The following is a 25,698-nucleotide window of genomic DNA, read 5'->3' as shown; positions in this document are numbered from 1 at the left end:
GCGTGTACCGCAGCGAAATAAACCCGTTCTTCAGGAACGGCGCGCGAATTTCGGGAAAATTAGGTTTTGCCAAAATCCCGAATTCGCGTTATTCGAATTCCGAGGCTTAAAAACGCGAGTAGATAGATGAGAAATCACAACGACCTTCTTAACATGAACGAGCGCAGCTTGGAACAACAGGCCGCCGTGCGCCGCGCCACCTTCTCCCCCGGAGAGATCAAGGCCCTGCGCCCCTTCTCTATCTGGGAGATCAGCCAGTTCATGTTTGACGTCCCCGCTGACACACTGCGCAAGAAGCTGGCGGACGACCCGACCCTGCCCCAGGGGCTCACCGAAGAGGATGGTCGCCAGCGCTGGTTCAGCCTCGAAGAGATCAACGAGCTGCGCCGCCGTGCCAAATTCCGCGGCCGCAAACTGCTGCCCGAACGCCCCCGGGGCCGTGCCATGCGCGTGGCCGTGTCGAACTTCAAAGGCGGTGTCGGCAAGACGGTCGTCGCACAACACCTCGCCCATGCCGCAGCCCTTGACGGCTACCGCGTGCTTTGCGTCGACTTCGACCCGCAAGCGACGCTGACCCATTCGATGGGGCTGACCGAGGTCAAGGAAAGCCACACGGTCTGGGGCATCATGTGCCGCGACCTCTGCCGGGAATCCAACCGGATCATGGAAAGCTATGATGACCCCGATGATTGCCCCTACCCCGCCGCGGACGAATTGCCCGAAGACGTGCAATCCATCGGCGCGCAGCGGTTTCAGGAATTCATCCAGCCAACCTGCTGGCCCACGATCGACATCATCCCGTCCTGCGCCAACGCGGCTTTCGTCGAATTCGCCTCGGCCCAATACCGCGCGCTCCACAAGGCATGGAGCTTTTTCGGCTGCGTCGCGCGCTACCTCGATGAACTGCCCGACGATCAATATGACATCATCATTTTCGACTGCCCGCCCGCCATCGGCTACCAGTCCCTAAACGCCGCGTTTGCGGCCGATATCCTCTATATCCCCTCGGGCCCGGGCTACTGGGAATATGACAGCACGACCAGCTATCTGGGCCAGCTTGGCGACGCGATGGCCGATATCTCCGAAGGGTTTGCAAGCCTCGCAGCGGACGCAGGCATTACGCTTCCTAAACAGTTTTCCGACATCCGTTTACTTATGACCCGTTTTGAATCCAACAATCCGCTGCACAGCGCCATGATCGACGCGTTCAAGAACGTCTTCGGCGCCGACGTCTGCGCCCACCCGATTGAAATGACCCGCGCGGTCGAACAGTCGGGCCGGTTCCAGATGTCGGTTTACGAACAGGACTATCGCCAGATGACGCGCGAAACATGGAAACGGGCGCGGCAAAGTTTCGACCGTGCCTATGACGAGTTTTTGCAAACCGTGCTCGAAGCGTGGAAAGAAAACGGAAAACGTAAGGAGAAGGCAGAATGAGCAGTAAAAACAAATTCGGCTTCGCCCCGGTAGAAGCCCCCACATCCGGCAGCCGCCGCAACCGCCAGCCGGGCCCTATGGGGGCCGCCGTGCGGGACGTGGCCGAAAACCTGCAAGAGGCAACCGAAGCCAAAATCGAACAGCGCCGCCGCAACGCCGAAGACGCCAAGACTTTCCGGCAGGCCCAAGGCGAAGGCCGCGTGCTCTACCAGATCGACCTGTCGGAAATCTTCACCGACGACCTGCCGCGCGATCGCCTCGCGCTGGAAGAAGTCGCGCAGTCCGACGAGATGGAGGAGCTTAAATCCTCGATCCGCGAACGCGGGCAGCGCGAACCGGTCGAGGTCTATGTCGGGCCGAACGGGCGCTACCAGCTCAAGAAAGGCTGGCGCCGGTTCACCGCCCTGTCGCAGCTGTTTTCGGAAACCAAAGACGACCGCTTTGGCACGATCACCGCGCGGGTAGAGGTCGGCGAGGATGACCGCATTTCGCGCTATGTGGATATGGTCGAAGAAAACGTCGTGCGCGAAGACCTGTCTTTTGCCGAGATGGCACAGGTGGCGATCACCGCTGCCAAGGACGACGCGGTGGAAGAGATCGACCCGGCAGAGCTGGTGACCCGTCTCTACAGCGCGCTGCACAAGACCAAGCGGTCTTACATCAAAAGCTTCGTCTTCCTTCTCTCTGCTTTGGAAGGGGGCTTGCAGTGGCCCAAGGCCGTGCCGCGTAATCTGGGTGTCGATGTTGCGCGCGCGCTGCGCACACCTGATCAAGCCAGCGCCTTGCAGGAAAAACTCTCCGATGCGTCTTCACCGGACGAGCAGAATAAAATCCTCAAGGATTTTCTGACCAGCTCGAACGAACCGACAGAGAAGCCCGCCTCCAAGGCGGAGCCGAAGCAGAAGTTTGAATTCTACGTCGGTCAAACCAAGGTTACCGCCCGCCACGGCGAATGCCGTTTGATGAGCGATATCGACTTTGCCACCATGCCCAAGAAGCAGCTGGAAGAAGCGGTGCGCGCCTTTGAAGAGGTGCTCAATAGCGGGCCGCGCATCCGGTAAGCGGTTACCCATGGGTAACCACCGCCCACCCGGTTACCCATGGGTAACCACCGCGCATTGGGTTACCCGTGGGTAACCGGTAGTGGCAAATCAGGTGGATGACAGGGATGGGGGCGCAGAGGCGTCCCCTTTTTTTGTGCGTAGTAGGCGGAGCGGGTGATCGGCCAATATCCCAACAAAACAAGGGATTTTCGGCGTCAAAGCCGACTTAACGCGTTGATTCAAAACGGCTTTGCGCCTGAAAGCCGCAGTTTTCACAGTGATTCCACCATATAGGCACCAGAACCCGACGTTGACCCATGGACATCCCCCAAAACGCGGGATTAACGTGCGCCCATAGGGGAGGGCTGGCAGATGTCAGCAAAGACCTTATCGACATAATCTGATCTTGGGAGAAACATCATGGATCGTCGTTCGTTTATTCGTGGCGCAGGTATTGCAGGGGCAGGGGCCGCCGCATCAACACTCGCCGCACCCGCCGTTGCGCAAGGCAACATCACATGGCGCATGGTCACCACCTGGCCGAAAAACTTCCCCGGTCTGGGTGTCGGCGCGCAGCGTCTGGCAGACCGCATCACCGCCGCTTCCGGTGGCCGCCTGACGGTCAAGGTTTTCTCGGCGGGCGAACTGGTGCCGCCGCTGCAATCGCTTGACGCGGTCATCGACGGCACGGCCGAGATGAGCCACGGTGCCGCCTATTACTGGCAGAACAAATCGCCTGCGCTGTCCTTCTTTACCGGCGTGCCCTACGGCATGACCACGCCAGAACTGACAGCCTGGATGCGCTATATGGGCGGTCAGGAAATCTGGGACGAGATCTATGACCAGTTCGGCGTTCAGGGTTTCCTGTCGGGCAACACCGGCACGCAGACAGGCGGTTGGTTCCGCGACGAGCTGACCAGCCTTGACGATGTCAAAGGCGTGCGCTTCCGGACCCCCGGCCTTGGTGGTCGCGTATGGGAGAAACTGGGCGCAACGGTCACCAACATGGCCGCGGGCGAGATTTTTCAGGCGCTGCAATCGGGTACGCTGGACGCTGCGGAATTCGTCGGCCCCTACAACGATCTGGCGCTTGGCTTCCATCAGGTTGCCAAGAACTACTACATGCCGTCCTTCGTTGAATCTGGCCTCGCGACCGAGCTTGTCGTCGACAAGAAGAAGTATCAGGAACTGCCCGAAGACCTGCAGGCGATCATCCGTGATGTAAGCCAGGCGGAATACGATCAGGTGGCGGCCGACTTCTATGCCAATGATCCACGCGCGCTGAAAACGCTGGTGGAAGAGCACGGCGTGACCGTCCGCAACTTCCCCGATGACATCATGGAAGCCGGTGCCAAAGCCTCGGTTGAAGTGATCGAGGAACTGCGCAGCAGCGACGATCCGTTGGTCAAGAAAACCGCAGAAAGCTTTGTCGAAGCGTTGAACCTTGTCCGCACCCGGACAGAGAACATCGACAGCCCCTACATTCAGGCGCGTCAGAGCTTCTTGAAATACTAAGGTCCGCCCGTCGGACACAGAAAAGGCCCGGTGGAAACACCGGGCCTTTTTGTTTGCTGGGGCAGGGGTGTTAGCCTGCGATCAGTTTGGGCAACCACGTCACGATCTGCGGGAACATGAACAGGATCGCAATCGCCACCACCTGCAACAGCACGAAGGGCAGGATGCCTTTGTAGATCGCACTGGTGGGCAGGTCCGCCGGGGCGACGCCGCGCAGGTAGAACAGCGCAAAGCCGAAGGGCGGGGTCAGGAACGAGGTTTGCAGGTTCACCCCCACAAGCACACCCAGCCAGATCGGATCGACATCCAGCATCAGCAACACCGGCGCGGTGATCGGGATCACGATAAAGATGATCTCGAAGGTGTCGAGGATGAAGCCCAGGAAGAACATGATCAGCATAACAACCGCTACCGCGGCGAGCGTTCCGCCCGGCAGGTTGCTGAGGAACTCATGCACCAGATTGTCGCCGCCCATCATACGGAACACGACCGAAAAGACCGAGGCCCCGAGCAGGATCACAAAGACCATGCTGGTGATTGTGGCGGTGGCGACCATCGTCTCCTTGAGCACGCCAAAGGACAGACGCCAACGCAATGCGGCGAGGATCATGGCCCCGACGGCACCGACGGATGCGGCCTCTGTCGGGGTGGCGATGCCGCCCAGAATAGACCCTAACACGGCCAAAATCAGCGCCAGAGGCGGGACAAGCGCCACAAAAACCTCGCGCAGGAGCTTTGATTTCTCATCCGCCGGAACGGGGGTGGCGGGGCAGGATTTAGGGTCTGTTGCGGCTTTGAACAGCACATACCCGAGGTAAAGCGACACGAGTAGCAAGCCGGGCAGCAGCGCCCCGGCAAAGAGATCCCCGACAGAGACGGGCGTGGGGGCAAAGTTGCCCTTGGCCATCTGCACCTGCGAGTTGATGCCCGACAGCATATCGCCCATGAAGATCAACACTGTAGAGGGGGGGATGATCTGGCCCAGGGTGCCGCTGGCGCAGATCACGCCGGTGGCCAGTTTCGGGTCATAGCCCGCCCGCAGCATCGCGGGCAGCGAGATCAGCCCCATCGTCACCACGGTCGCGCCCACCACACCGGTAGAGGCCGCGAGCATCGCCCCGACCAGCACCACAGAGATCCCAAGCCCGCCGCGCATATTGCCGAACATCTTGCCCATAGTGAGCAGCAGTTGTTCAGCGATCTGGCTGCGTTCCAGCATCACGCCCATAAAGATAAACAGCGGCACGGCGACGAGCACTTCGTTCGTCATAAAGCCGATATAGCGGTTCGGCAAAGAGCCGAAGTTGGACGGGTCGAACACGCCCAAAGCCATGCCTACACCGCAGAATAGTAACGAAGTCCCGGCAAGGGTGAAGGCCACGGGGAAGCCCAGAAGCAAAAAGCCGATGACCCCAAAGAACATCAGCGCGGCGAGCATCTCGCCAATCATGATCGGGTCCATCAGGCGGCTCCCTCGGTGGTGGCGGGTTTGATGGCGTCCGGGCTGTATTGCATCGCGGCGGGCACAAGATCAGCCCTGCCGCCAAGCACCAGAATGGACCGGATCGCCATGGCAATGCCTTGCGCCGCAATGAGGGCCGCAAAGACGATGATAAAGGTTTTGAGGATATAAAGCCCCGGCATCCCGCCCACATTGGCAGAGCCTTCATGATAGCCCCAAGCGCGCTGCACGAAGGGCATCGAATAGATGTAGACGATCCATGTGAAGGGCAGCAGGAAGATGACCACCCCGATCAGGTCGGTGATGGCGCGGGTGCGCAGTTTGGCGGGACGGTAAAAGATATCGACGCGCACGTGATCGTCGCGCAGCAGGGCAAAGCCTGCGACGGCGGTGAACATCGCCCCGTTCAGCCAGATATAGAGATCCTGCATCCAGACGTAGCTGATGGCAAAGAGGTATCTTTGTACCACTACGGTAAAGCAGACGACGACAATGGCCAGCGCGAGCCAGGAAAAGACTTTTCCGATAATCAGATTAACAGCGCAGATGAGGGATGCTACTCCAGCGAGAAAACGCACATTCCACCCTTTTCTATGGTTTCTATCGTTCTTAACGCACGTCAATCGAAGTGCCGCAGGGGAATGTCAAGCGGGGACAGTTGTTTTCAAGCAGCGGAAAATTGCGAATGTCTGTTCTGGTAAGTCGACCTAAGAGATATCTTTTGACTCGGGCCGCAACTTTAGGTTACGGATTCGCCATAGCGTGCGACGGTTAGTAAGTGCCCAGATCTAAAGATAATAAGTATAGATGTCAGCAACAGTTCAACTCATTCATAATGAAACCGGCACTCTTCTTAGGAGAGAGGAGGGCAGGGCGGTTTTTTCGGTCACGGCACCTGATGACCTTGTTGTCAAAGTCCCGCTAAGGCCCGTCAGCGAGTCTGCGCGCGGCGGCTTAAAACCGTTTCTGCACAAGCATTTTCCCATGGCTCCGCATCGCGCGTTGTTTCGCGAGGTGAACCACGACATCACCATACGAATTCGCAGCTACCAGATGGGGCATGCGTCGCCGATCGCGTCCACCAATGGCATCATGCGCACCGATCACGGGTTGGGCCTTTTGATGCAACGTGTGGGGCCGGCGACAGGCGGGCTGGGGCTGACGCTGGATGAATTCATTGCACAGGACCTGCTGGATACGCCGGCGCTGAAAGCGTTGAACGACTTTTCCCGCGCGATGTTTGCGCTTGGGGTGGTTGCGCCGAACGTTGGCCCAAGAAATATCGTGTGGGGCGAGCAGGACGGGACGTGGCGACCGCTGATCGTGGACGGCTTTGGCGATCACAGCGTGACCAAGCTGCCGTCCTGGATACCGTTTCTGCGCCACTATGGATTGCACCGCGGGATGGAGCGTACGGCACGTGACGTCGGGCTTCGGTGGTCGCGCCGCAAAAAGATGTTTCTGCGGGCAGATTCTGGTGCGCTCGACTAGGGTTACTCTTTTTGCTTATTCCGCCGGAAGCTGGGAATAATACAGCGCCAGCGCGTCGATCTCGGCATCTGACAGATTGCGGGCGGCTTTTTCCATCAGCTCTTTGCGGGGGCCGCCGCCGCGTGTGCCATCGCGCCAAAGCTTCAGCTGCTGCGCCAGATAGGGGCGCGGCTGGCCGCTGATGCGCGGGAAGCCGGGTTTGGTTTGTTCCAGACCGGGGCCGTGGCAGGACGCGCAAGACGGCGCGTCGATATTGCCGATGGCGGCGACGCCGGCGCCTTGCTCCATCAGCTCAAGCTCTGCCGGGGGCAGGGGGGCTGTCGGGGTCGGGCCATCGGGCGAAGATGCGGCATAGTGGCGGATCACGCGGGTCAGGGCATCAGGGGGAAGCTGCGTCGCCGCATGGGCCATAAAGCCGCTGTCCCGCGCGCCCGTGCGATAGGCGGTGATCGCGTCCTGCATGTATCCTTCGTCGAGGATATCGAGGCGGGGGATATGGCCGTTGCCTTTACTGTCGCCCGTCGCGCCGTGGCAGGATGCGCAATAGGTCAGCGCGGTGTCGTCGCCCGCTGCGTCTGACGCCAGCAGCGCGTCAAAGCCCGCGCCCTCCATCTTTCGGACATGGGTGAGGAAGGCGACCATGGCCCAAATCTCGTCCTCGCGGTTTTCGGCGGGCCAGTAGGGCATGCCGCTCATCTTGACGCCGTCCTTGACGATGGTGAACAGATGTTGCGGCTGCCAGTCGGCGACGGCGTCGGTGATATGGGGCGGTTCGGGCGACATGGCGTCGGCGGTGGCGGAATGGATGCGGTCGGGGGCGGCGTGGCAGAAGCTGCAGGCGCTGTCGAAATGTCCCGCGCCAAGGGCGACGAGATCGGGATCGGACAGGTCGGGCACCTGTTCGGCGTCAGGGGCGCGGAGTTTGACCGACTGACGGTAGGCGGTGTGCAGCACCCAGGACACGCCCGGAATATGGCCCGCGCGGGCAGAGACGTTGAACAGCCCCAGCCCCACGATGGTCACCGCGCCGACAGCCCCCAGCAGGGCCAGAACGATCAGGGTTTTGATCACGGTTCTCATTGCGTTTGCTCCGTTACGTTTGGGGTGCGGGGTCGGCGCTGCGCAGGTCGCGGCCCACCAGCCACAATCCGGCGATCAGATAGACCGGTGTGCCGATGCCCAGCATCAGCAGCCCGCCCAGTTGTTGCCCGCCAAGATCGGCGGCGCGGCCGCAAATCTCGGCAAAGACATCGCGGGGGGCGAGGATCAGCAGCGCCCCGAGCAGAGTCATATGCATGGAGGTCAGCAGCAGCGATCCGGCCCCCGCCAGCCCGTTGTGCGCGCGCAGGGCGCTGACCCAGACCAGCAGACCGACGATCAGGAAGCTGCCCTGTTCCAGCGCAAAGCCCGCGGGCAGCAGATAGGCCGCCCCGTGCAGGTGCGGCAGGTGCCATGCCCAGACCACCATGAATTCAAGCACCGTCGCGATCAGCGGAGAGATGATCAGCCAGCGCAGCCGGTCGCCCAGTCCGAAGGCGAGCAGCGGAGCGACCACGGCGACCAGCCCCATATGCCGCAGCATATGGACGGGGAAGGCGGCACCGGTCAGCCGTTCCAGCGGGACCAGCCAGAGCAGGCCAAGCAGGGCAAACCCCAGATATGTCGCCACGCGGGTCATGCGCAGCTGGCGATCAGGAGCACGGGGAGCGAGACATAGATCACCCCGACCGCCGAGATCAGCGACAGCAGGAAGGCCGCGTGGCCTATGAACTGGTGGCGGTCCTCGTTATTGCCCGCGTCGTTTTCCCATTCGCGGTCGCGCACCACATCCCATTGCCGCCACGCACCCCAGCCCAGCCAGACGATCGCCGCCAAGATGCCTATGGTCAGCATCCCGATGCCAAGGCGCAGGGTGGCAAGGTAATCCACGCCGAGGATGTGATCGGCGCAGAATACGGTTGTGGCACCGTAGCAGATCACGAAATGCAGCGCCCAAAGCGTGGGGCTGAGGGCGAGCCGCCAGAGGCTGTCTTGTTCCTCGAGGAATTCCTCTTGCTCTTCTTCGGTGGAGATCTGGTTCATGCCAGCAGCCTTGGGGCCACGCCCAGAATAAAGCCGGTGACCAGTGCGGTCAGCACCATGAAGTGCCAAAACAGCGTCACGTTGCACAGGTCGGCGTCATATTGTGGGGTGACCTTGCCAAATATCGACCCTGCCAGCGCGTAAAGCTGCATGATGACTCCCAGCAGGGAATGGGCCACCAGCCAGACCATCAGCGCCCACATGGTGGCGGGGTAGACATGGGTTGTGGGCTCAAGGTCGAGGACCGACAGGATGATCAGCCCCGCTCCGCCCGCGGTGCAGATCGCCGCCAGTGCCAATGCGATGCGTGCCAGCGTGATATGGCTGCGTTTATTGACCTCGCGTGCGAGCACGGTCGCGGCCCATGAGACGACAAACAGCGTGACCCCAAGCGCGACGGCGGCACCCGTGGCGTGGTCCGCTCCGATGGTGATAAAGTCCGGTCGCGCGGTCCAGTAGAAGAAGAACCCGAAGACGAGGCTGGCGAAGGCGGTGCTGTCGCCCAGCATCGTGATCCAGACCGCCCACCACCCGACAGAGGTCGGCCCGGAGGCGTAGGTCGGCAGGCTGAGGCCAAGGCCCACGTCCTTGCGCTCCTGATCCGGCACCTGTGCTGTGCTGGTCCAGAGCCAGTAGAGCACGCAGACAATGGCGAAGGCGCCGCAGACGATGGCGGGTTCGTATATGTGGAAGGTGGGGAAGATGAACGCACCGCCGGTGAAGAACGCGGCGAGCATGGTGATCCACGCGGGGCCGGTGACGCGCTGCACCATCAGCGGTTTCGCGTCGATGACCGAGGTGATCAGCGTCTCGCGTTTGCCCTCGGGGGCGTCGGGCAGATAGTAGCGGCCCGCGTCCATACGCTCGACCAGTTTGGGCTGGTCCCACAGCGGATAGCGCGAAGTGATATAGGGCACCGAACGGTTGCCCCATGCCTCTTCGGGCACATCATGGGCCCATTCCAGCGTGCCGCCGCCCCACGGGTTGCGCTTGATCTGGCCTTGGTACGCTTTGGGCCGCAGCAGATCGTAGACGAAGACGGCAAAGCCTGCGGCGGTGATATAGGCCCCGACGGTGGACATCATATTGAGCCAGTCCCAGCCCGCGCTGCCCGGGTAGGTGAAGATCCGGCGCGGCATCCCCTTAAGCCCCGTCAGATGCATCGGCAGGAAGGTGACGTTGAAGCCCACAAAGATCAGCCAGAAGGCCCAACGGCCAAGGGTTTCGGACAGAAGCTTTTTGCGGAAGAACGGGAAGAAATAATAGACGCCCGCCATGACCGGAAAGACCATGCCGCCGAACAGCGTGTAATGCAGGTGGGCCACGACGAAGTAGCTGTCATGCGCCTGCCAGTTGAAGGGCACGATGGCCAGCATCACCCCTGTCAGACCGCCCGCGACAAAGATCGCCAGCGCGCCCGCGATCCAGAGCATCGGCAGGGTCATCTTGACCCGTCCCACCATCAGCGTTGCGACAAAGGCGAAAAGCTGGATGCCGGTGGGGATCACCACGGCCTCGGACGCGGCAGAGAAGAAACCCAGACTGATCTGGGGCAGGCCGGTGGTGAACATGTGATGCACCCACAGCCCGAAGGACAAGAACCCCGTGCCAACCGCACTGAGCACGATCCACGAATAGCCCACGATGGGCGTGCGTGCGACGGTGGGCACGATCATCGCGGCGATCGCGATGGAGGGCAGGAAGATGATGTAGACCTCCGGATGGCCGAAAATCCAGAACAGATGCTGCCAGAGCATCGGGTCGCCGCCCCGGACGGGATCAAAGAACGGCCAATCGAAGGAACGTTCGAGTTCGAACAGGAAATCCCCCGCGATCAGCGGCGGGAAGGCAAAGAGGATCATCCCGCCCACGACCATCACATACCACGCATACAGCGGCATGATGTTGACGCGCATCCCCGGCGGGCGGCATTTGAGCGCGCCGACGATCAGCTCGACCGCCGCGGCGATGGAGGCGACCTCGATAAAAGAGAGGCCCAGAAGCCAGATATCGGGGCCGATGCCTTCTTCCTTGGTGGCGAGCGGGGGGTACATGAACCAGCCCGCCTTTGGCGCGGAGTCGAACAGGATGGACCCGAAGACAAAGATGCCGCCGATCAGGAAACACCAGTAGCCATAGGCGCTGAGCCGCGGGAACGGCATGTCGCGCGCGCCTAGCATACCGGGCAGCAGCAGGATCGAGATCGCCTCGAACATGGGCACGGCAAAGAGGAACATCATCGCCGAGCCGTGCATGGTGAAGAACTGGTTATAGCGGTCGGCGTCGAGGAAATCATTCTCGGGCACGGCAAGCTGGGTGCGCATGAGCACCGCCAGAATACCGGCACAGAGCATGAAAAAGAACGCGGTCATCGTGTACCAGATGCCGACCTCGGTGTTGTTCACCGCCGACCAGTAGCGCCAGCCTTGCGGCGTTTTCCAAGCCGCACGCAGGCGTTTTTTCTGCGCCTCTTGGACATCCTGCGGGACGGGTTCGGCGAGCATATCCTCGGTCGGGGGGTAGGTTCCTTGGGGGTCCAGCACATCGGGGTATCTGCGGGTCATTCCAGCCCCCCCAGATAGGCGGCGAGCGCCGCGAGGTCGTCGTCGGACAGGAAGTCATAGGTGGGCATATTGACCTCGGGTTTGATCGTGTCGGTGTGGCCGATCCATGTGGCGATGGCCTGCGCGTTCAGGGGCAGGGTGCCTGCGGCCAGCGAGTGGCGGTTTGCCAGATGGGTCAGGTCCGGGCCGGTTTTGCCGATGGCCTTGGTGCCACGAATGGTGTGGCAGGCGCCGCAGCCTTCCTCAAGGAACAGGGTCGCGCCCGCTTGGGCCAGTGCACCTTGGGGCGGCTTGGCATCGCGCGCCTCTGCGCTCAGCCATTGGTCGAAGTCATCGGGCGGCATCACCACGGTTTCAAAGGCCATCAACGCATGGGAGGCGCCGCAGAATTCGGCGCATTGGCCCCGGTAGATGCCGGGATCGGTGGGCGCGAGGGTCATGCGGGTTTCGCGCCCCGGGAACATATCGGTCTTGCCGCCAAGGGCCGGCACCCAGAAGGAGTGGATCACCCGATGGGCGTTCAGCACAAGCTCGGTTCGGGCGCCGGCGGGCAGGCGGAGCTCGTTTGCCGAGACGACTGTTCTGGTCTCCCCTTGCTGTTGGTATTCGACGCGCCACCACCATTGTTCGGCGGTGACCCGCACGACCAGCCCGTCCCCTTCGGCGCGGGTCGGTCCCATCAGCGGCAGGGAATACATCAGCAGCCCCCCCAGCAGGACCACGGGAAAGAGGATGCCCCCGCCGACGATCAGCATCTCGGCGGTGCGGCGGCGCATGGCACCGGGGTTGATGCGCGTGACGTAGATGAACAGCACTGCAACGAGGGTCCACAGGATCACCGCGCCGACCAGCATCACCCAAAAGAGGTTCAGCACATCCGCCGCGTCCTGACCGGCGGGGGCCAGCACGGATTGACGCCCTTCGCAGCCCGCCAGAAGCAGGGCGGCCGGGGCGATTGCATAGATGCGCCAAGGGTGTTGCAAGGGGGCTCCTGTTGCTAGGCTGTGTTTTCTGCGCTGCCGCCTTTCTTGCGGATCACGCGGTAGATGTAGGTCAGCACCAAGGCACCGATGACAACGTTGGACACGGGGTTCATGTAGTCCGCGACCAGATCGTATTGCGACCCGAGCGCGTAGCCGAGCCCGGTCAGCAATGTGTTCCAGATCACCGTACCCGCCAGCGAGAAGGCCAGAAACGGCAGGTGATGCATCGGCGTCAGCCCCGCGGGCACCGAGATCAGCGTGCGGATCGCGGGCACCATGCGCCCCATGAGCACGGCCAGATTGCCGTGGCGGTCGAACCAGTCCGAAGCGCGGTCAAGATCCTCGGGGGACATGGTGAGCCAGCGGCCATGCTTTTCCAGTAGGTGCCGCACGCGGTCGTGCCCGATCTTACGCGCGATGATGTAGTAGAGGTAGGTGCCCGCCAGTGACCCGATGCTGCCCGCGATCACCACGCCGACAAAGTTCATCTGGTCCTGATAGGCCAGAAACCCCGCCAGCGGCATGATCAGCTCGGACGGGATGGGCGGGAAGACGTTTTCCGCGAACATCAGAAACGCGACGCCCAGATAGCCTGCGGCGTCCAGCAGGCCGGTGATCCAGTCAAACATGGGGTCTCCGGTTCTGTTGCGGTGCGGGGGAAGGGGCGTGGTGGGTCATTCAGGGTCTTTCGTCGTCAGCGGGTTGGCCACGCGCTCGTAATATTCACTGATGGCGCGCATATCCTCGGAGGTCATTTTGCGGGCGATTGCCGACATCATGCCGCCAAAGTCATTGTCCCGCTGGCCGCGTTTCCAGCGGTCCAGTTGCAGGACCATGTAGTTGGCGTATTGACCGGCAAGATAGGGCACCGAGGGCGGGTTGCCCGTGCCGTCGGGCCCGTGGCAGTTGGTGCAGGCGGGCAGGCCCTTGGCGGGCGATCCGGCCCGCGCGATGGCGGCACCTTTCTGGATGTCTTGCATCGAGACCTGCCCGCGTGCCACCCGCAGCGGCGCGACGAGAGAGGCGTAATAGGCGCTGACCGCAGCGCGGTCGTCTTCAGAGAGGGACTGCGCGACGGGCGTCATCAGGTCGTCGGGCCGCGCGTCGCTGGCGTAGTCATCCAGCTGCTTGTCAAGGTACCACGCCGGTTGTCCGGTCAGCCGCGGGAAACTGCCCGACCCGTCACCCTGACCGTCAACGCTGTGGCAGGTCACGCAGGATTGCACATCGCCCGCGCCTTGCAGCGCGATCGCCTGCCCCCGTGCCAGCGTGTCGGCGTCGGGGGGTGTATCGACCGTCAAGTTGAACAGGTCGCGCGCCGTATCATAGGGCTGATCCGCAGGGATCGCCTGCGCGGTGGCCAGCGCGGGCAGAAAGGCTGCGAGTGCGAGGCAGAGCAGGGGGCGGTGCGGGATATTCATGGCGGCTCCTCTGCTTTAGGCGTCCATCAGGGGGCGCGGGTTAGCGATATAGTCGTTCTTTATATGCTCGAGCGTCCAATAGGCGACGCCCATCAGCGGCCCCGTGGGGTTGTAGCCAAGGTTCTGCGGAAACAGCCCCGCGCCGAAGACAAAGACGTTGTGATGATCCCACATCTGGCCAAAGCGGTTCACGACGCTGGTTGTCGGGTCCGTGCCCATCACCGTGCCGCCGGTGTTATGGGTAGTCTGGTAGGGCACGATGGAATAATCGCTGCCCTCTGCCGCGCGGTTGCTGGCGGAGGTGGATGTCACGTTCTCCATGTTGCGCGCGATCTCATGCGCCTTGCCCATCACATAGTCGGCCATGCGCCGGTCGTTTTCGGGGAAGTTGAAGGTCATCCGCAGCAGCGGGCGGCCATAGGCGTCTTTCCATGTGGGATCGAGGTCAAGGTAGTTATCGGGCGTCGCCATGGACGACCCGTGCACCGTCAGGCTGGCGTGGTGTAGGTAATTCTCGCGCACGGCACGCTTCCAGTCGGCCCCCCATGCGGGGGTGCCTTCGGGCGTGGGCTGGTAGTTGATCGGGCGGCCATTGGTCTGCGTGCAGGCGATATAGCCGCCGCCCAGAAACCCCAGATCGCTGTGGTCAAAGTTGTCACCGTTAAAGTCGTCGATCACCGTGCCAAGCGCCCCCGCCCCCATAAAGGGGTTGGTCACCACCTGATCATCGAAAAATACGTTCACGCCTGCCATCGTCTGATAGGCATAGTTCCGGCCCACGGTGCCCGTGCGGGTTTTCGGGTCGTAGGGTTTGCCCAGACCGGAGACCAGCATCAGATGCGTGTTCCACAGGCCATAGGCGTTCATGCAGACGATATCGGCGGGCTGGAACACCTCTTCGCCCGCGTCGGTCAGATAGGTGACGCCGGTGGCGGTCTTGCCGTCCTCTGCCTTCTCGACCCGCAAGACTTGTGCCTGATAGCGGATCTCGAAATTCTCGTGGGATTTGATCTGGTCATAAACGCAGATGATCGGGTCGGCCTTGGCATAGTAGCCGCAGCCAAAGCGTTCGCAAAAGCCGCAATAGGTGCAGGGATGCAGCTTGGCCCCGTAGGGGTTGGTGTATTCCTTGGTGGCGTTGGCGGCGGGCATGGGGAAAGGGTGATAGCCAAGCTTGTGCGCCGCCTCGTCGAATTTTGTGGGGCCGATGGGCTGGCGCATGGGCGGGTTGGGATAATCGGCGCTGCGCGGCCCTTCGAAGGGGTTGCCGCCTTCACGCGGGCCGTCTGCCATCTGGCCTGCTGTACCGGAGGTGCCGCAGATTTTCTCGTAGAAATCAAAATGGGGCTCAAGCTCGTCATAGGTGACGCCCCAATCCTGCACATTCAGATCGTCGGGGATGAAGTCGGCCCCATAGCGGTTTTCGTAATGGCTCCGCATCTCGAGGTCGGAGGGCAGGGGCCGCCAAAGCTGGCCGTTCCAGTGGATGCCCGCGCCGCCAAGCCCAACACCGGGCAGGAACGACCCGAGCCTGCGCATCGGCAGCGCCTGCTGGCTGGCAGTGTTGCGGAAGGTCAGGGTCTCTTTGCGGGTGTTGATCATATGCGCGTGGTGCACCGCATATTTTAGCTCGTCATGTTCCTTGGGGGCGGCGAAATCATCGGCATCATGGCGATAGGATCCACGCTCCAGCACGACACAGCGTTTGCCAGCATGGGCAAGCTCATATGCAGCTGTCAGACCCGTCCAACCGGCCCCGATGATGACCACATCTGTTTTCGCCAGCCGCCGTGCCATGATCTACCTTTCTGAGTTGAAGTCGCTTGTGCCCGGTTGATGTCCGATGCCCATAGGGGGCTGCGGGTAGGGGCGATTGTGGTCGTCGACCGTGTCGGTGTAATAGCCGAACGCCCCGGGGAAGCCGACCATATGCCAACCGGCGTAGCCCTTGTTGCCGCCATAGATCGGGTCGGCGAAATAGCCCTGGTTCGTCAGGGCGTGGAGTTCGGTAAAGAATGTCTTGGCCCCGACACGACCGGCAAGCGCGGGCCTATCCTCGGACAGGTCGGTCATCAGCTGGTCGAGCGCAGATTGCGGTTGCCCTTCAAGCGGGCCGATGACGGTCTGCATCGCCGCCAGCCCCTCGCGCCACAGATCGGCGGGGCGTAGGGGAGATTGGTAGCCTTGCTCGGGCGTGCCTTGGGGGTGGGGCCCGTCCATATAAAGACGTTCGCCGCGCCCGTAGCCGCCCGCGAGCTGCAGGTCGATGAAATCGACCACGCCGGCCTGACTGGCCGAGGGGAAATCGTCCTGCGGGATCAGCGTGTCACACAGCAGCGCGAGGCTTCGGGCCTCGGTATCGGACAGGAAGGTGAAGGGGGTGCCATCAAGGGCGGCAAAGGCATGGCGCGGCAGGGACGCAAGGCCGACCGCGGCACCGAAGCCGAATAGAACTGATCGTCTGGAATACATGGACATGCAAACCCCAAAAGATTGGTCACTTGTTAAAATAACACCTCCCCCGCGGGAATGTTCCAAGTTTTTGCATGAAATTAAGGCGAAACTAGCCGTGGCGTTTCTGCCGGGGGCGGTCTAGTTTGCGCGGGCCGAAACAAACTCACACAGCCATGTGACTGGTTCTTGGGAACTGGGTCGCGCTATTGGGGGTTACATCGTCAAGCACTAACTAAATAGGAGCGTGCACGCATGCTGACCAAACGCCATTTTATCACCAGCTCCGCTGCCGCGTTGTTTTCTGCCCCTCTGGCCCCCAGTCTCGCCGCCGCTGCGACGACAGACAAGTCGATGTGGGACGCATGGGATGCGCAGGTAACGCCTGCGGGCTACGATCCTGCAACGACGAACCCCTGGGGCGTCGCGCCCCGCTTTCTGCCCCGACTGGTAGAGGCGAACCCCGGTCTGACGCCGGGCGATATCCACGTCGATGCGGTTGCGCGGTATCTTTACCACATTCAGGACAACGGCACCGCCATGCGGTATGGGGTCGCGATTGCGCGGGGTGACCTGTACGAGCCCGGCACCTATTCGATCAAACGCAAGGCCAAATGGCCAACCTGGACGCCGACGCAGAACATGATCCGCCGCGATCCAGAGCTTTATGAACAACATGCCGATGGGATGGACGCAGGTCCGCAGAACCCCTTGGGGTCACGTGCACTGTATCTTTTCGTCGGCAACCGCGACACCTATCTGCGCATCCACGGGTCGCCTAACCCGCAATCGATCGGCGGGCGCGCAAGCTCTGGCTGTGTGCGGATGATCATGGCGCATATCAACGACTTGTACGAGAACGTGAACACCGGATCGCGCGCTGTCCTCTACCCGCCGGAAGAGCTGGTGACGGCTGCGACCTAAGTCCGGACCTTTGCACACATGAAAAGGCCGCCCGAAGCGAGATGCTTCGGGCGGCCTTTTCACGTCAAGACGCGGGGCGCGATTAGCCCGCCGCAGCTGCCGCGATCGTTTGGGTGCAGATCGGACGGCCATTGTCGGCGCGTAGGGGCAGGAAGGTGGTTTCGACCGGCCCGCGGTAGCGATAGACGTAGCATCCGTTGCTGGGGTCGATCTTAACCGCGGTCAGATCCTGGTTCTTGGCAGCCACCAGGCGCACCCCTTCGGGCAGTTCGGTGAAAAACCCTTGGTCGTTGGTCATCTTGTCAGTGGTGGTCTGTACATCCGCACAAGCAGCCAGCGCCAATACGGCACAGCCTGCAATCCAAACCCGAACGCTCATCGTGATATTCCTCATATGAATTTGCTATGCAGCTAGGGTATTTCGCGGGAGTTGTAAAACAAGGGCGCGTGTTTTTGGGTCACAAACTGTTGCATTGCTGCCGATGGCCGCGACTAGTCGTGCTCTTCATAGGTGCCTGCGTGTTTCTCTAGCTTTCGCACCAGCGCGATGATGATCAGGGCGAGGATCACGGTCATGCCCGCAATCGTCCATTCGCCTAAGCCGCAAGCCACGCCAACGGCGGCGGCGACCCACATGCTGGCCCCTGTCGTCAGGCCGCGCACCTTGCCTTGGGAAAAGACGATCAGCCCCGCGGCAAGGAAAGCGACGCCGCTGGTCACCGCCTCGATGATACGCAGCGGGTCCATCCGGATGGTGTCGCCAAATTCGGCGCTGCGGGCGAGCAGGGCGAGGGTCAGCAGGCAGTAGATGCACGACGCGAGGCCGATCAGCATATGGGTGCGCAGACCCGCGGGCCGTTTGGAGGTTTCGCGTTCAAGCCCGATCAGCCCGCAGAATACCACCGTCGCAAGGGTGCGTGCCACAACGACCGACAGGGGCAGGCTGGGGGCGAGGGAGAATTCGTTCAGCAGATCTTCCCACATCAGCGTGTCTCCTGCGCGCAAGAGGGGTGCGGGAGAGGGGGGCAGGGGGCGGAACTGGGCATGGGGGCAATCCGGTCTCTTGAAAGCTGTTGGGTTGGATATAGGGCGGTGACAGAAAAAGACCGCCCCCAATGTGGGGACGGTCTACGGTGGTCAACTTCTGTGGATCAAATCCAGTAGTTCGGCACCATATAATGTTCGTGGGTCCGGCGTTCCCATTCGCGGTCTGTCACCCAACCGTCGCTGCGGGTTGGTGCGCCTTTGACCTGCTGTTCGGTGATGTCCGTCATGAACCCATCTTTCGAGGTGTCGTATTCAAGCTTGCCCCACGGCACGGGGTGGTGATCCTCGCCCAAGCCCAGAAATCCGCCAAAGCCCATTACGGCATAGGCGACCTTGCCGGATTGCTTGTCGATCATCAGGTGGTCGATGGATCCGATATGTGTGCCATCGCGGCTGTAAACATTTGTACCATTCACGTCAGAGGAAGATACGAGGCTAGAATGTGATGTCGTCGTCATGTCGAAACTCTCCTGTGTTGTTGGTTACCTGTAGTTGAAACGATAGAGGCGGCGCGGCGGTTCCGCGTCCTTCTGCGGGCGGCTAACTTCTGCCGATGGGCGTTGTTTGGCCGTGTGGGTGTGGGGGCTTGGAACTTTGGGTAAATGCGGCGGGTTGGTCTTTGACCAATCGACCACAGCTGGCCGGTTCAAACCCAAGCATGAAAAGGGAGATTCCAATGAAATTCGCACTCACCACCGCCGTGGCCTGCGGGCTGATGACAAGCGCCGCTTTCGCCGCCGAAACGACCGCTCCGGTTATGGATGCCGAGGGCGCAGAGGTCGGGACCGTGACGGTCCAGGATACCGAATCCGGCGTGGCGTTGGCAAAACTGTCGCTGTCCAACCTGCCCGCAGGGGGCATCGCGGTGCATTTGCACGAAACCGGTGATTGTTCGGGCGACGGGTTTAAATCCGCTGGCGGACATATCGCGGGCGACCGCGAACATGGCGTGTTGACCGCCGGTGGCCCACACCCCGGTGATATGCCGAATGTCACGGTGGGCAGTGATGGCACCGTAGAGCAGGAAGTGTTCCTGCCGTTCCTGAATGTGGAAGAGCATCTGATGGATGACGACGGCGCTGCCTTTGTTATCCACGGCGGGCAGGATGATTACAGCTCGCAACCCTCGGGGGATGCGGGGGACCGGATTGCCTGCGGTGTCTTTGGTGCTGATCCCGCCTGATCACCCTTCGGCAAACGATGATTTGAACGACCAAGGCCGCGCCCCCACTGGCGCGGCCTTGCTTTTGCTGGCATAGGCTACCGCTGGCACCCTGCACGGGCAGGGGGCAAACCGCCGGATCAATCAGCAAGGTTTCCCATGGCAAAAACACCCAGCCCCTGTATCGACGTGTGCAAGTTCAAACGCGAAGGCCATTGCATCGGGTGTTCGATGACCAAGGCGCAGAAATCCATGTTCAAATCGCTGAAGAAAGAAAGCCACCGCGTGGGCTTTATCCATATGCTGACTGCGCAACAGGAACGTCTGGGCAAATACAGCCATTGGGATCTGGCGTATCGCAAGAAGCTGGCAAAACGCAAAATCGCGGCCGAGAAGCTTCTCTAGCCGCGATTTGATTTTGGGTGCTGACGGGATCAGCGGATGGGCTATTTAGCCTGCGAGGTGTGCGCGCAGGAACCACGCGAATTTCTCGTGCTCTGTCCCGCGTGCGATGCAGAGGTCTTCTGTCAGCGTGTCGCCGTTGTCGGCGGCCAACTGGCCCGCGCCCGCGATGGTGGAGGCCAGCGTTTCCTGCGCTTCCATCATGATGCGGATCATTTCCTTGTCGTTGGCGTGGCCATCGTGTTCGTTGATCTTGGACCGCTTCAGCATGCCCGCAAGCATCCCTTCGGCGTGGACATCGAGAGCGCGAATACGCTCTGCCAGATCATCCTGCGCGACAAAGTGGTCTTCGTAGATTTTCTGGAACAGGTCGTGCAGCGGGCCGAAACCCATGCCTTTTACGTTCCAGTGAAAGTTTTGCGCCAGCATTGTCGTCACGGCGGTTTCCGCAACGCATTGGTTCAATGCATCGGCGATTGCTGTTTTTGCATCGGTTGTCAAAGCAGCTGCTGTCTGGTTCATTTTCTCGTCCCCAAGTGATTAAAATTCTGACTGGCTGGCACGGTACTAGCTTGCTGTCCAATCAACATAGACACCAAAAACGGTTTGCCAAGGTCTTTTTGGAATTATTCTAAACTTGAGAAAACTGCTCGGAAATTTGGCCGAGAAGATAGCCGATATAGCGTCGGTCAGAGGGGGCGACGCGCGACTTGATCAGGAAGTTGAGACTGGCGGGATCGTCCTCGCGGATGCTGGTCAGGCAGCGCAGGATCCATGCTTCGTCAAACGAAAGCGTGTCTGTGCCCGGCGCGAACCAGACGACCTTGCGCTGCACTGCATTCGGCAGACATTTGATCAGCGTATCCACAAATGTGCGTTTCGCGTCCTCTCCATCAAGGCTGAGCAGGGCGCAGGCTTCGTAAAGATCCGTGCGCGCGGCGACGCGACAGGCCATCGCTGACATCCGGAAATGGGTCAGCGCGGCGCGTTGTTCGGGGGTGATACGGGGGGCGGGCGCCTGTGCTGGTGCGTCGTCGCGGTCAAGGATCGGGAGGGTCGCCAGAGATGCCATATCAAGAGAAGTCCATACATGGGGCAGGGTTCGGGCCTGCCCGGTTGAATATCTTACTTTATTTATAGGGTATAACCATCGCCCCGACAAGGGGGAGTGTTTTAGTGGGGTATTTGAAAATGTTATGTAAATACATGGGTGTAGGCGGGATGCCGCCTGTGATCGCTAAGTTTGTGACGCAGCGGCTTGCCCCGACGCGCTGACCTGATTAGGTCTCGGGCAGGTGAATACCTTACTATTTCAGTTTGACAATAGCCGCGTGGCGGTTCATTTCCGACTAAAACAGTAAGGGACAGAATTTCATGCAAATTTCAAGGATTGCCTTGGTGGCCGCGCTGGCTGCATCACACCCCGCCTATGCGCAGGAGGCGGATACGCTTGATCTGGGGACGCTCACGCTTGAGGCGGAAAGCGATGCGACGCTGCTGCAAAACGGTTACGTGGCCGAATCGGGGCGTCAGGCCACGCGGGTCGACACCCCCATCCGTGACATCCCCCAAGCGATCAGCACCGTCGGGCAGGACCAGATCGAAGATCAGGAGCCGCGCACGCTGCTGGACGCCTTGGGCTATACCTCGGGCGCCAATGTCACCAATTTCGGTTTCGACTCGCGCTATGACGCTGTCTATCTGCGCGGTTTCTCGGCCTACTATGACGGGCTGTTCCGCGATGGCTTGCGTCAGGTGAACGGTCCGTCGGCGTGGTTCCAGAACCACCCCTACACGTTCGAGGGCGTTTCCGTGCTCAAGGGGCCATCGTCGTCGATGTATGGCGTCAGCGGTGCGGGCGGTCTGGTGAATATCATTTCCAAACGCCCCAAGGACGAAGAATATAACGAGCTGAAGCTGACCTTTGGCACAGACAGCCGCAAAGAGCTGGCGTTCGATTTCACCGGCCCCGTCGGCACCGACGGACGGCTCAGCTATCGTCTGACCGGTGTGGCGCGGGATGCGGATACGCCGCTGCCGGGCTATAGCGATGATCTGGCGCTGCTGGCCCCGTCCTTCACCTATCAGTTGACGGACCGGACCAAGATCACCGTGCTGACAGAATATTCTGAATCAACCCGCGGCGGCACGGCGTCTTACTACAACCCGTCGCAGGGCGAAGCGTCTGATATTTATGTCGGCGATCCTGATTATAATGACTTTGTGAACGAACAATGGCGCGTCGGCTACGAGCTTGAGCACGAGATGGACAATGGCGTGACCCTGCGCCAGAACCTGCGGTATTCCGAAGTGGATGCGGATCTTGAGTTCAGCGGCATCTATGCGGCGGGCACGGGTTTCGGGCGCTACTGGGGCCATTACCTTGAGAACTCCGAGAATTTCTCGGTCGATACCTACGCTGAGGGGCATTTCTCTACCGGTGCGTTTGACCACACGGTTGTGGCCGGTTTCGATTATACGCAATCGTCCTATGACGCCTATTATGGCGGTGTCGGCTATGTCTCGGCCGCTGACACGGACGCGGTGGATCAACCCTATTCCAACGGTCAGGAAATGTATCAGTATGGCGTCTATGTGCACGACCAGCTGAGCTCCGGCCCTTGGACGATGTTCCTTAGCGGTCGCTACGACTGGGTCGACATGACCACCTTTGATGCCAATCAGAACGGCACCGATACATCGCACAACGGGTTCTCGGGTCGTGTCGGTCTGAGCTATGCGTTCAACACCGATCTGTCGGTTTATGCCAATGTGTCGAGCTCTTTCGTGCCGACCACAGGGCTGGTCTATGACGACAGCAGCGATCCCAACAGTGGCCGCGCAGCAGAGCCGACGCGCGGGCTGCAAAAGGAAGTGGGCGTCAAATACCAACTGCCAGGTACCGAAAGCCTTGTCACCGCGTCGCTGTTTGACATCCGCCAAGAGGATGGTGTTGTCTTCCAGACAGTTGATCCGGCGACGTTCAATGGCTTGAACCAGGTGCAGGTGCCCTATGACCTGCGGTCGCGCGGGCTGGAGATTGAAGGCCAGTTCAACTTTGCCAATGGTCTGCGCGTGACCAGCGCCTATACCTATCTGGATATGGAGATCGAGGCAGGGTCCACCGGCACCGTGGGCAACCAGCTGTCGGCCACACCGCATCACACCGCATCGATCTGGGGCTTTTACGAGCCGCAAAGCGGGGCGTTCAAGGGCTTTGGCTTCGGCGCGGGTCTGCGCTATGTCGGCGAAAGCTATGGCAACGATGCAAATACCTACAAGAACGATGCCGAGGTCTTTGCCGATCTGTCGATGTCCTATGATTTCGGTGAAGTCGGCTATGACGGGCTGAGCGCGCAGATCAACGTCAAGAACGTCTTTGACAACACAGACCAGACCTGTAGCGCGGACTATTGCTATCGCTACGAAGGGCGCACGGCCACGGCCAGCGTCAGCTACCGCTTCTGATGGCGCGGCTTGGAGGAACTTGGGGTGTCGTCGGCGCGATCGGCGGCATCTATATCGCGCAAAGCGTCATTGCGGGCGTCACATGGTCCGGGCTGCCGGGGGTGTTGCGCGCGCAGAACCTGCCGCTGGACCAGATCGGGTTGATCTCGGTGCTGGTGCTGCCTTGGGCGCTCAAGTTCCTTTGGGCACCGAGGGTTGAACGGTTCCGCCTGCCCGACGGCGGGCGGGACCGGTCGGTCACGATTGTAACATTCGGCGCTGCGGTGGTGATCGCGGCGCTTTTCGTGGTGGGGCTGATCGGCCCGTCGCCGGTGCTGCCTGTTTTGGCGGTGCTGATGGTGGCGGCCTTTGCGACGGCCACGGTCGATATTGCCTGCGACGGCTATGCCGTGGCGGCGTTGAAGGATACGCAATACGGCTGGGGCAACGCGGCGCAGGTGGGCGGTGCCTATCTGGGGGCTGCGATCGGCGGGGGAGTGTTCCTGATCCTCGTGGACCGCGCCGGATGGCTGGTGGGAGCTTGGGGTATGGCGGCGGTGATTGCTGTGCTCTGCGTCCCCTTTGCGATCATCGCGCGGGCGAAAACCGCGCAGGCGCGACCGCATCAACCGCGACTTAGAGCCGCCTTGGCCCGCGACGAGGTGCGTCAGGGTTTGCTGGTCGCGGCGCTTTATGTCGTGGCGCAGAAAACCGCGATGGGGATGTTCGGGCCTTACTTTATCGATGCGGGCTATGATCTGGGTCAGCTTGGACTGCTCAGCGGGGTCGGCAGCCTGACCTTGGGTTTTGCGGGGGCGATGACCGGGGGTGCAGTGGTGCGCCGTTTCGGCACCCGCGTGGTGCTGGCCGGCGCGGTGGCGATTCAGGCGCTGATCCTCGGGGTGGTTGGTCTGTCGGCGGCGGGTGGCGTTTTCGCCGCCGCGACGGTGGCCCCGATTGCGATGGTCAGCAGCGCGGCGGTCATGGCCTTCGGGTTTGTCGCCCTGTACGGGCAGTTCATGAACTGGTCCGACCCGCGGCAGGGCGGTGTCGATTTTACCTTGTTCCAATGTATGGATGCGGCGGTGAGCATGGTTTCGGGCATGGTCGCCGGGGTCATCGCCGAGCATCTTGGTTACGGTTTCTTTTTTGGTGTGGCCTGTGCCGTCTCGCTTGCGGCATTGCCGCTGATCTGGCGGGTCTCGGGGCAGCGCGCACCGCAACAGGGGATGGCCCATGTCTGATCACACTGCACAAACCGAATTGCCCGGCGTCAACTTCGCCGCCCTGCGTCAGGCCACCTTGGCCGAAGCGGCAGAGCATGACCTGCACGTCGAACAGGATGGCGTACAGGGAATTGTCGTGGGCACCTATTATGGGCGGATCGCCTTTGCCCCGTCCGGTGCCCATTGCAGGGCCGAGATATCGACCGCGCGCGCCGATTTTCTGCAGACGTTGAAGGACAGTCTTGTGGATCAGATCGGCAGCGTCATGCCCGATGCGGCGCAGGCGATCCGCTGGTCGGATGGGGTACGTCAGGGTGCGTTGCCCGATAACGCACGGTTGATGACGGTGCAGCACCGCGAGATGTTGGACTGCGGGTTTATGCGGGTCACGCTGGCGGGCGATGTGGCGCGATTCTCTGACAGTGCGATCCACTTCCGCCTTGGCATCGCGCAATCGGGCAAGCCCCCCCAATGGCCCCGCATCGGAGAGAACGGTGCAACCGTCTGGCCCAAGGGTGAACACAAGCTGCATCTGCCGGTCTATACCGCGCGGCGGGTGGATCGGGAAAACGGACTGCTGGTGTTTGATCTGTTTATTCACGAAGGTGGGCGCACCACCGATTGGGCGCGCAGCGTTGAACTGGGGACGCAAATCCTTGTCGCCGGACCGGGCGGTGGCGGCTGTACGATTACGGGCCCGGTGTTCGGATTTGCCGATGATACCGCCTTTCCGGCCATCGCCCGTATCATGGAGGCGAACCCCGATCTGACCGGGCGCATCATGCTCTACCCCTCCCATGTAGATGCCGCGCATTATCCGATGCCAAAGCACGCCGGTCTGGAAGTCGTCATCGCCAACGAGGCCGAGCGTGCCACGATGGGGCAGGCGGCCTGCGACGCGGTGTTATCCGCGGCGGACGGGTTTTTATGGTTCGCGGGGCAAAAGGCGATGGCGACGCAGGTGCGCAAGACGTGGAAAGAGCACGGCGGCGCGGCCGAGCGGTCCTATATCTCGGCCTTTTGGTAAACCCCTGTCATCGA

The 25,698-nt window shown here is 61.2% G+C and carries 26 protein-coding genes; 10 read left to right on the top strand and 16 right to left on the bottom strand.

Annotated features, from left to right (window positions below; genetic code table 11):
* Nucleotides 1–126 precede the first annotated feature (126 nt).
* From GLP43_RS15805 to GLP43_RS15795, 3 genes are all read left to right on the top strand, one after another.
* Complete coding sequence (locus tag GLP43_RS15805) at nucleotides 127–1,437, top strand: AAA family ATPase (protein WP_107277637.1); 1,311 nt, start codon at nucleotides 127–129, stop codon at nucleotides 1,435–1,437.
* Complete coding sequence (locus GLP43_RS15800; protein WP_237280100.1) at nucleotides 1,434–2,498, top strand: ParB/RepB/Spo0J family partition protein; 1,065 nt, start codon at nucleotides 1,434–1,436, stop codon at nucleotides 2,496–2,498. Before GLP43_RS15805 ends, GLP43_RS15800 begins: the two co-directional genes overlap by 4 nt.
* Nucleotides 2,499–2,900: 402 nt before the next feature.
* The gene (locus GLP43_RS15795) at nucleotides 2,901–3,995 is read left to right on the top strand and encodes a TRAP transporter substrate-binding protein (RefSeq protein WP_237280099.1); all 1,095 of its coding nucleotides are present in this window, start codon (nucleotides 2,901–2,903) and stop codon (nucleotides 3,993–3,995) included.
* 70 nt (nucleotides 3,996–4,065) lie between these two features.
* Here the strand turns inward: GLP43_RS15795 and GLP43_RS15790 are convergent, their stop codons facing one another.
* Both GLP43_RS15790 and GLP43_RS15785 read right to left on the bottom strand, forming a co-directional pair.
* Nucleotides 4,066–5,457: a TRAP transporter large permease gene (locus GLP43_RS15790; RefSeq protein WP_237280098.1), complete on the bottom strand. Its 1,392-nt coding sequence runs from the start codon at nucleotides 5,455–5,457 to the stop codon at nucleotides 4,066–4,068.
* Nucleotides 5,457–6,035, bottom strand: a complete 579-nt coding sequence (locus GLP43_RS15785; RefSeq protein ID WP_237280097.1) for a TRAP transporter small permease subunit — start codon at nucleotides 6,033–6,035, stop codon at nucleotides 5,457–5,459. Before GLP43_RS15785 ends, GLP43_RS15790 begins: the two co-directional genes overlap by 1 nt.
* Before the next feature lie 229 nt (nucleotides 6,036–6,264).
* On the opposite strand from GLP43_RS15785, the gene GLP43_RS15780 reads away from it, so the two are divergent.
* On the top strand, nucleotides 6,265–6,948 hold the full coding sequence (locus GLP43_RS15780) for a YrbL family protein (protein ID WP_237280096.1): 684 nt from the start codon (nucleotides 6,265–6,267) through the stop codon (nucleotides 6,946–6,948).
* A 15-nt stretch (nucleotides 6,949–6,963) separates the two neighbouring features.
* Here GLP43_RS15780 and GLP43_RS15775 read toward each other — a convergent pair whose 3' ends face one another.
* Genes GLP43_RS15775 through GLP43_RS15735 form a run of 9 tightly spaced genes read right to left on the bottom strand, consistent with a single transcriptional unit; the run spans nucleotide 6,964 to nucleotide 16,476 of the window.
* Complete coding sequence (locus GLP43_RS15775; RefSeq protein WP_237280095.1) at nucleotides 6,964–8,028, bottom strand: c-type cytochrome; 1,065 nt, start codon at nucleotides 8,026–8,028, stop codon at nucleotides 6,964–6,966.
* A 13-nt stretch (nucleotides 8,029–8,041) separates the two neighbouring features.
* On the bottom strand, nucleotides 8,042–8,626 hold the full coding sequence (locus GLP43_RS15770) for a cytochrome c oxidase assembly protein (protein WP_237280094.1): 585 nt from the start codon (nucleotides 8,624–8,626) through the stop codon (nucleotides 8,042–8,044).
* Nucleotides 8,623–9,030: a hypothetical protein gene (locus GLP43_RS15765; protein WP_237280093.1), complete on the bottom strand. Its 408-nt coding sequence runs from the start codon at nucleotides 9,028–9,030 to the stop codon at nucleotides 8,623–8,625. The genes GLP43_RS15770 and GLP43_RS15765 overlap by 4 nt, the downstream gene beginning before the upstream one ends.
* Nucleotides 9,027–11,594 carry a cytochrome c oxidase subunit I gene (gene ctaD / locus GLP43_RS15760; protein ID WP_237280092.1) on the bottom strand — a complete coding sequence of 856 codons (2,568 nt, stop codon included), beginning with the start codon at nucleotides 11,592–11,594 and terminating at the stop codon, nucleotides 9,027–9,029. Before ctaD ends, GLP43_RS15765 begins: the two co-directional genes overlap by 4 nt.
* Complete coding sequence (coxB, locus tag GLP43_RS15755) at nucleotides 11,591–12,577, bottom strand: cytochrome c oxidase subunit II (RefSeq protein ID WP_237280091.1); 987 nt, start codon at nucleotides 12,575–12,577, stop codon at nucleotides 11,591–11,593. Before coxB ends, ctaD begins: the two co-directional genes overlap by 4 nt.
* 14 nt (nucleotides 12,578–12,591) lie before the next feature.
* Nucleotides 12,592–13,206: a DedA family protein gene (locus GLP43_RS15750; protein ID WP_237280090.1), complete on the bottom strand. Its 615-nt coding sequence runs from the start codon at nucleotides 13,204–13,206 to the stop codon at nucleotides 12,592–12,594.
* 45 nt (nucleotides 13,207–13,251) lie between these two features.
* On the bottom strand, nucleotides 13,252–13,998 hold the full coding sequence (locus GLP43_RS15745; protein WP_237280089.1) for a c-type cytochrome: 747 nt from the start codon (nucleotides 13,996–13,998) through the stop codon (nucleotides 13,252–13,254).
* A 15-nt stretch (nucleotides 13,999–14,013) separates the two neighbouring features.
* Entirely contained in the window at nucleotides 14,014–15,795 is a 1,782-nt protein-coding gene (locus GLP43_RS15740; RefSeq protein ID WP_237280088.1) for a GMC family oxidoreductase, read from the bottom strand.
* Between the two features lie 3 nt (nucleotides 15,796–15,798).
* Nucleotides 15,799–16,476 carry a gluconate 2-dehydrogenase subunit 3 family protein gene (locus tag GLP43_RS15735; protein WP_237280087.1) on the bottom strand — a complete coding sequence of 226 codons (678 nt, stop codon included), beginning with the start codon at nucleotides 16,474–16,476 and terminating at the stop codon, nucleotides 15,799–15,801.
* Nucleotides 16,477–16,704: 228 nt separating this feature from the next.
* Here GLP43_RS15735 and GLP43_RS15730 point away from each other — a divergent pair, with 228 nt between their 5' ends.
* The gene (locus GLP43_RS15730) at nucleotides 16,705–17,373 is read left to right on the top strand and encodes a L,D-transpeptidase (RefSeq protein ID WP_005848752.1); all 669 of its coding nucleotides are present in this window, start codon (nucleotides 16,705–16,707) and stop codon (nucleotides 17,371–17,373) included.
* Between the two features lie 82 nt (nucleotides 17,374–17,455).
* On the opposite strand, the gene GLP43_RS15725 is transcribed toward GLP43_RS15730, so the two are convergent.
* The 3 genes from GLP43_RS15725 to GLP43_RS15715 all read right to left on the bottom strand — a co-directional run bounded on the left by GLP43_RS15725 (nucleotide 17,456) and on the right by GLP43_RS15715 (nucleotide 18,878).
* Nucleotides 17,456–17,752 carry a hypothetical protein gene (locus GLP43_RS15725; RefSeq protein WP_037953403.1) on the bottom strand — a complete coding sequence of 99 codons (297 nt, stop codon included), beginning with the start codon at nucleotides 17,750–17,752 and terminating at the stop codon, nucleotides 17,456–17,458.
* Nucleotides 17,753–17,865: 113 nt separating this feature from the next.
* Nucleotides 17,866–18,357, bottom strand: a complete 492-nt coding sequence (locus GLP43_RS15720) for an MgtC/SapB family protein (protein ID WP_237280086.1) — start codon at nucleotides 18,355–18,357, stop codon at nucleotides 17,866–17,868.
* A 167-nt stretch (nucleotides 18,358–18,524) separates the two neighbouring features.
* Nucleotides 18,525–18,878: a PRC-barrel domain-containing protein gene (locus GLP43_RS15715; protein ID WP_237280085.1), complete on the bottom strand. Its 354-nt coding sequence runs from the start codon at nucleotides 18,876–18,878 to the stop codon at nucleotides 18,525–18,527.
* 218 nt (nucleotides 18,879–19,096) lie between these two features.
* Between GLP43_RS15715 and GLP43_RS15710 the strand changes: the two genes are divergently transcribed.
* Nucleotides 19,097–19,603 carry a superoxide dismutase family protein gene (locus GLP43_RS15710; RefSeq protein WP_005848745.1) on the top strand — a complete coding sequence of 169 codons (507 nt, stop codon included), beginning with the start codon at nucleotides 19,097–19,099 and terminating at the stop codon, nucleotides 19,601–19,603.
* Nucleotides 19,604–19,741: 138 nt separating this feature from the next.
* Nucleotides 19,742–19,987: a DUF1289 domain-containing protein gene (locus GLP43_RS15705; protein ID WP_237280084.1), complete on the top strand. Its 246-nt coding sequence runs from the start codon at nucleotides 19,742–19,744 to the stop codon at nucleotides 19,985–19,987.
* A gap of 45 nt (nucleotides 19,988–20,032) precedes the next feature.
* Here the strand turns inward: GLP43_RS15705 and GLP43_RS15700 are convergent, their stop codons facing one another.
* Together GLP43_RS15700 and GLP43_RS15695 are read right to left on the bottom strand one after the other, a co-directional pair.
* On the bottom strand, nucleotides 20,033–20,506 hold the full coding sequence (locus tag GLP43_RS15700) for a Dps family protein (protein ID WP_237280083.1): 474 nt from the start codon (nucleotides 20,504–20,506) through the stop codon (nucleotides 20,033–20,035).
* Between the two features lie 109 nt (nucleotides 20,507–20,615).
* The gene (locus GLP43_RS15695; protein ID WP_237280082.1) at nucleotides 20,616–21,056 is read right to left on the bottom strand and encodes a hypothetical protein; all 441 of its coding nucleotides are present in this window, start codon (nucleotides 21,054–21,056) and stop codon (nucleotides 20,616–20,618) included.
* A 302-nt stretch (nucleotides 21,057–21,358) separates the two neighbouring features.
* Between GLP43_RS15695 and GLP43_RS15690 the strand changes: the two genes are divergently transcribed.
* The 3 genes from GLP43_RS15690 to GLP43_RS15680 are packed head-to-tail and all read left to right on the top strand — an operon-like array spanning nucleotide 21,359 to nucleotide 25,684.
* A complete protein-coding gene (locus GLP43_RS15690) occupies nucleotides 21,359–23,452 on the top strand; it encodes a TonB-dependent siderophore receptor (protein WP_237280081.1) in 2,094 nt (697 codons plus the stop codon).
* Complete coding sequence (locus GLP43_RS15685) at nucleotides 23,452–24,675, top strand: MFS transporter (RefSeq protein ID WP_237280080.1); 1,224 nt, start codon at nucleotides 23,452–23,454, stop codon at nucleotides 24,673–24,675. Before GLP43_RS15690 ends, GLP43_RS15685 begins: the two co-directional genes overlap by 1 nt.
* On the top strand, nucleotides 24,668–25,684 hold the full coding sequence (locus GLP43_RS15680; RefSeq protein ID WP_237280079.1) for a siderophore-interacting protein: 1,017 nt from the start codon (nucleotides 24,668–24,670) through the stop codon (nucleotides 25,682–25,684). Before GLP43_RS15685 ends, GLP43_RS15680 begins: the two co-directional genes overlap by 8 nt.
* Nucleotides 25,685–25,698: the final 14 nt, after the last annotated feature.

The sequence above is a fragment of the Sulfitobacter sp. M39 genome, assembly GCF_021735935.1.
Taxonomy (GTDB): domain Bacteria; phylum Pseudomonadota; class Alphaproteobacteria; order Rhodobacterales; family Rhodobacteraceae; genus Sulfitobacter.
The sequence above is the reverse complement of the archived record's forward strand: the minus strand, read 5'-3'. Positions and strand labels throughout refer to the sequence as shown.

Bases quoted from the DNA above. Each gene is read 5' to 3' on its own strand.
- GLP43_RS15805 (WP_107277637.1), top strand. From the start codon at position 127: ATGAGAAATCACAACGACCTTCTTAACATGAACGAGCGCAGCTTGGAA.
- GLP43_RS15800 (WP_237280100.1), top strand. From the start codon at position 1,434: ATGAGCAGTAAAAACAAATTCGGCTTCGCCCCGGTAGAAGCCCCCACA.
- GLP43_RS15795 (WP_237280099.1), top strand. From the start codon at position 2,901: ATGGATCGTCGTTCGTTTATTCGTGGCGCAGGTATTGCAGGGGCAGGG.
- GLP43_RS15790 (WP_237280098.1), bottom strand. From the start codon at position 5,457: ATGGACCCGATCATGATTGGCGAGATGCTCGCCGCGCTGATGTTCTTT.
- GLP43_RS15780 (WP_237280096.1), top strand. From the start codon at position 6,265: ATGTCAGCAACAGTTCAACTCATTCATAATGAAACCGGCACTCTTCTT.
- GLP43_RS15775 (WP_237280095.1), bottom strand. From the start codon at position 8,028: ATGAGAACCGTGATCAAAACCCTGATCGTTCTGGCCCTGCTGGGGGCT.
- GLP43_RS15770 (WP_237280094.1), bottom strand. From the start codon at position 8,626: ATGACCCGCGTGGCGACATATCTGGGGTTTGCCCTGCTTGGCCTGCTC.
- GLP43_RS15765 (WP_237280093.1), bottom strand. From the start codon at position 9,030: ATGAACCAGATCTCCACCGAAGAAGAGCAAGAGGAATTCCTCGAGGAA.
- ctaD (WP_237280092.1), bottom strand. From the start codon at position 11,594: ATGACCCGCAGATACCCCGATGTGCTGGACCCCCAAGGAACCTACCCC.
- GLP43_RS15750 (WP_237280090.1), bottom strand. From the start codon at position 13,206: ATGTTTGACTGGATCACCGGCCTGCTGGACGCCGCAGGCTATCTGGGC.
- GLP43_RS15745 (WP_237280089.1), bottom strand. From the start codon at position 13,998: ATGAATATCCCGCACCGCCCCCTGCTCTGCCTCGCACTCGCAGCCTTT.
- GLP43_RS15740 (WP_237280088.1), bottom strand. From the start codon at position 15,795: ATGGCACGGCGGCTGGCGAAAACAGATGTGGTCATCATCGGGGCCGGT.
- GLP43_RS15735 (WP_237280087.1), bottom strand. From the start codon at position 16,476: ATGTCCATGTATTCCAGACGATCAGTTCTATTCGGCTTCGGTGCCGCG.
- GLP43_RS15730 (WP_005848752.1), top strand. From the start codon at position 16,705: ATGCTGACCAAACGCCATTTTATCACCAGCTCCGCTGCCGCGTTGTTT.
- GLP43_RS15725 (WP_037953403.1), bottom strand. From the start codon at position 17,752: ATGAGCGTTCGGGTTTGGATTGCAGGCTGTGCCGTATTGGCGCTGGCT.
- GLP43_RS15720 (WP_237280086.1), bottom strand. From the start codon at position 18,357: ATGTGGGAAGATCTGCTGAACGAATTCTCCCTCGCCCCCAGCCTGCCC.
- GLP43_RS15715 (WP_237280085.1), bottom strand. From the start codon at position 18,878: ATGACGACGACATCACATTCTAGCCTCGTATCTTCCTCTGACGTGAAT.
- GLP43_RS15710 (WP_005848745.1), top strand. From the start codon at position 19,097: ATGAAATTCGCACTCACCACCGCCGTGGCCTGCGGGCTGATGACAAGC.
- GLP43_RS15705 (WP_237280084.1), top strand. From the start codon at position 19,742: ATGGCAAAAACACCCAGCCCCTGTATCGACGTGTGCAAGTTCAAACGC.
- GLP43_RS15700 (WP_237280083.1), bottom strand. From the start codon at position 20,506: ATGAACCAGACAGCAGCTGCTTTGACAACCGATGCAAAAACAGCAATC.
- GLP43_RS15695 (WP_237280082.1), bottom strand. From the start codon at position 21,056: ATGGCATCTCTGGCGACCCTCCCGATCCTTGACCGCGACGACGCACCA.
- GLP43_RS15690 (WP_237280081.1), top strand. From the start codon at position 21,359: ATGCAAATTTCAAGGATTGCCTTGGTGGCCGCGCTGGCTGCATCACAC.
- GLP43_RS15685 (WP_237280080.1), top strand. From the start codon at position 23,452: ATGGCGCGGCTTGGAGGAACTTGGGGTGTCGTCGGCGCGATCGGCGGC.
- GLP43_RS15680 (WP_237280079.1), top strand. From the start codon at position 24,668: ATGTCTGATCACACTGCACAAACCGAATTGCCCGGCGTCAACTTCGCC.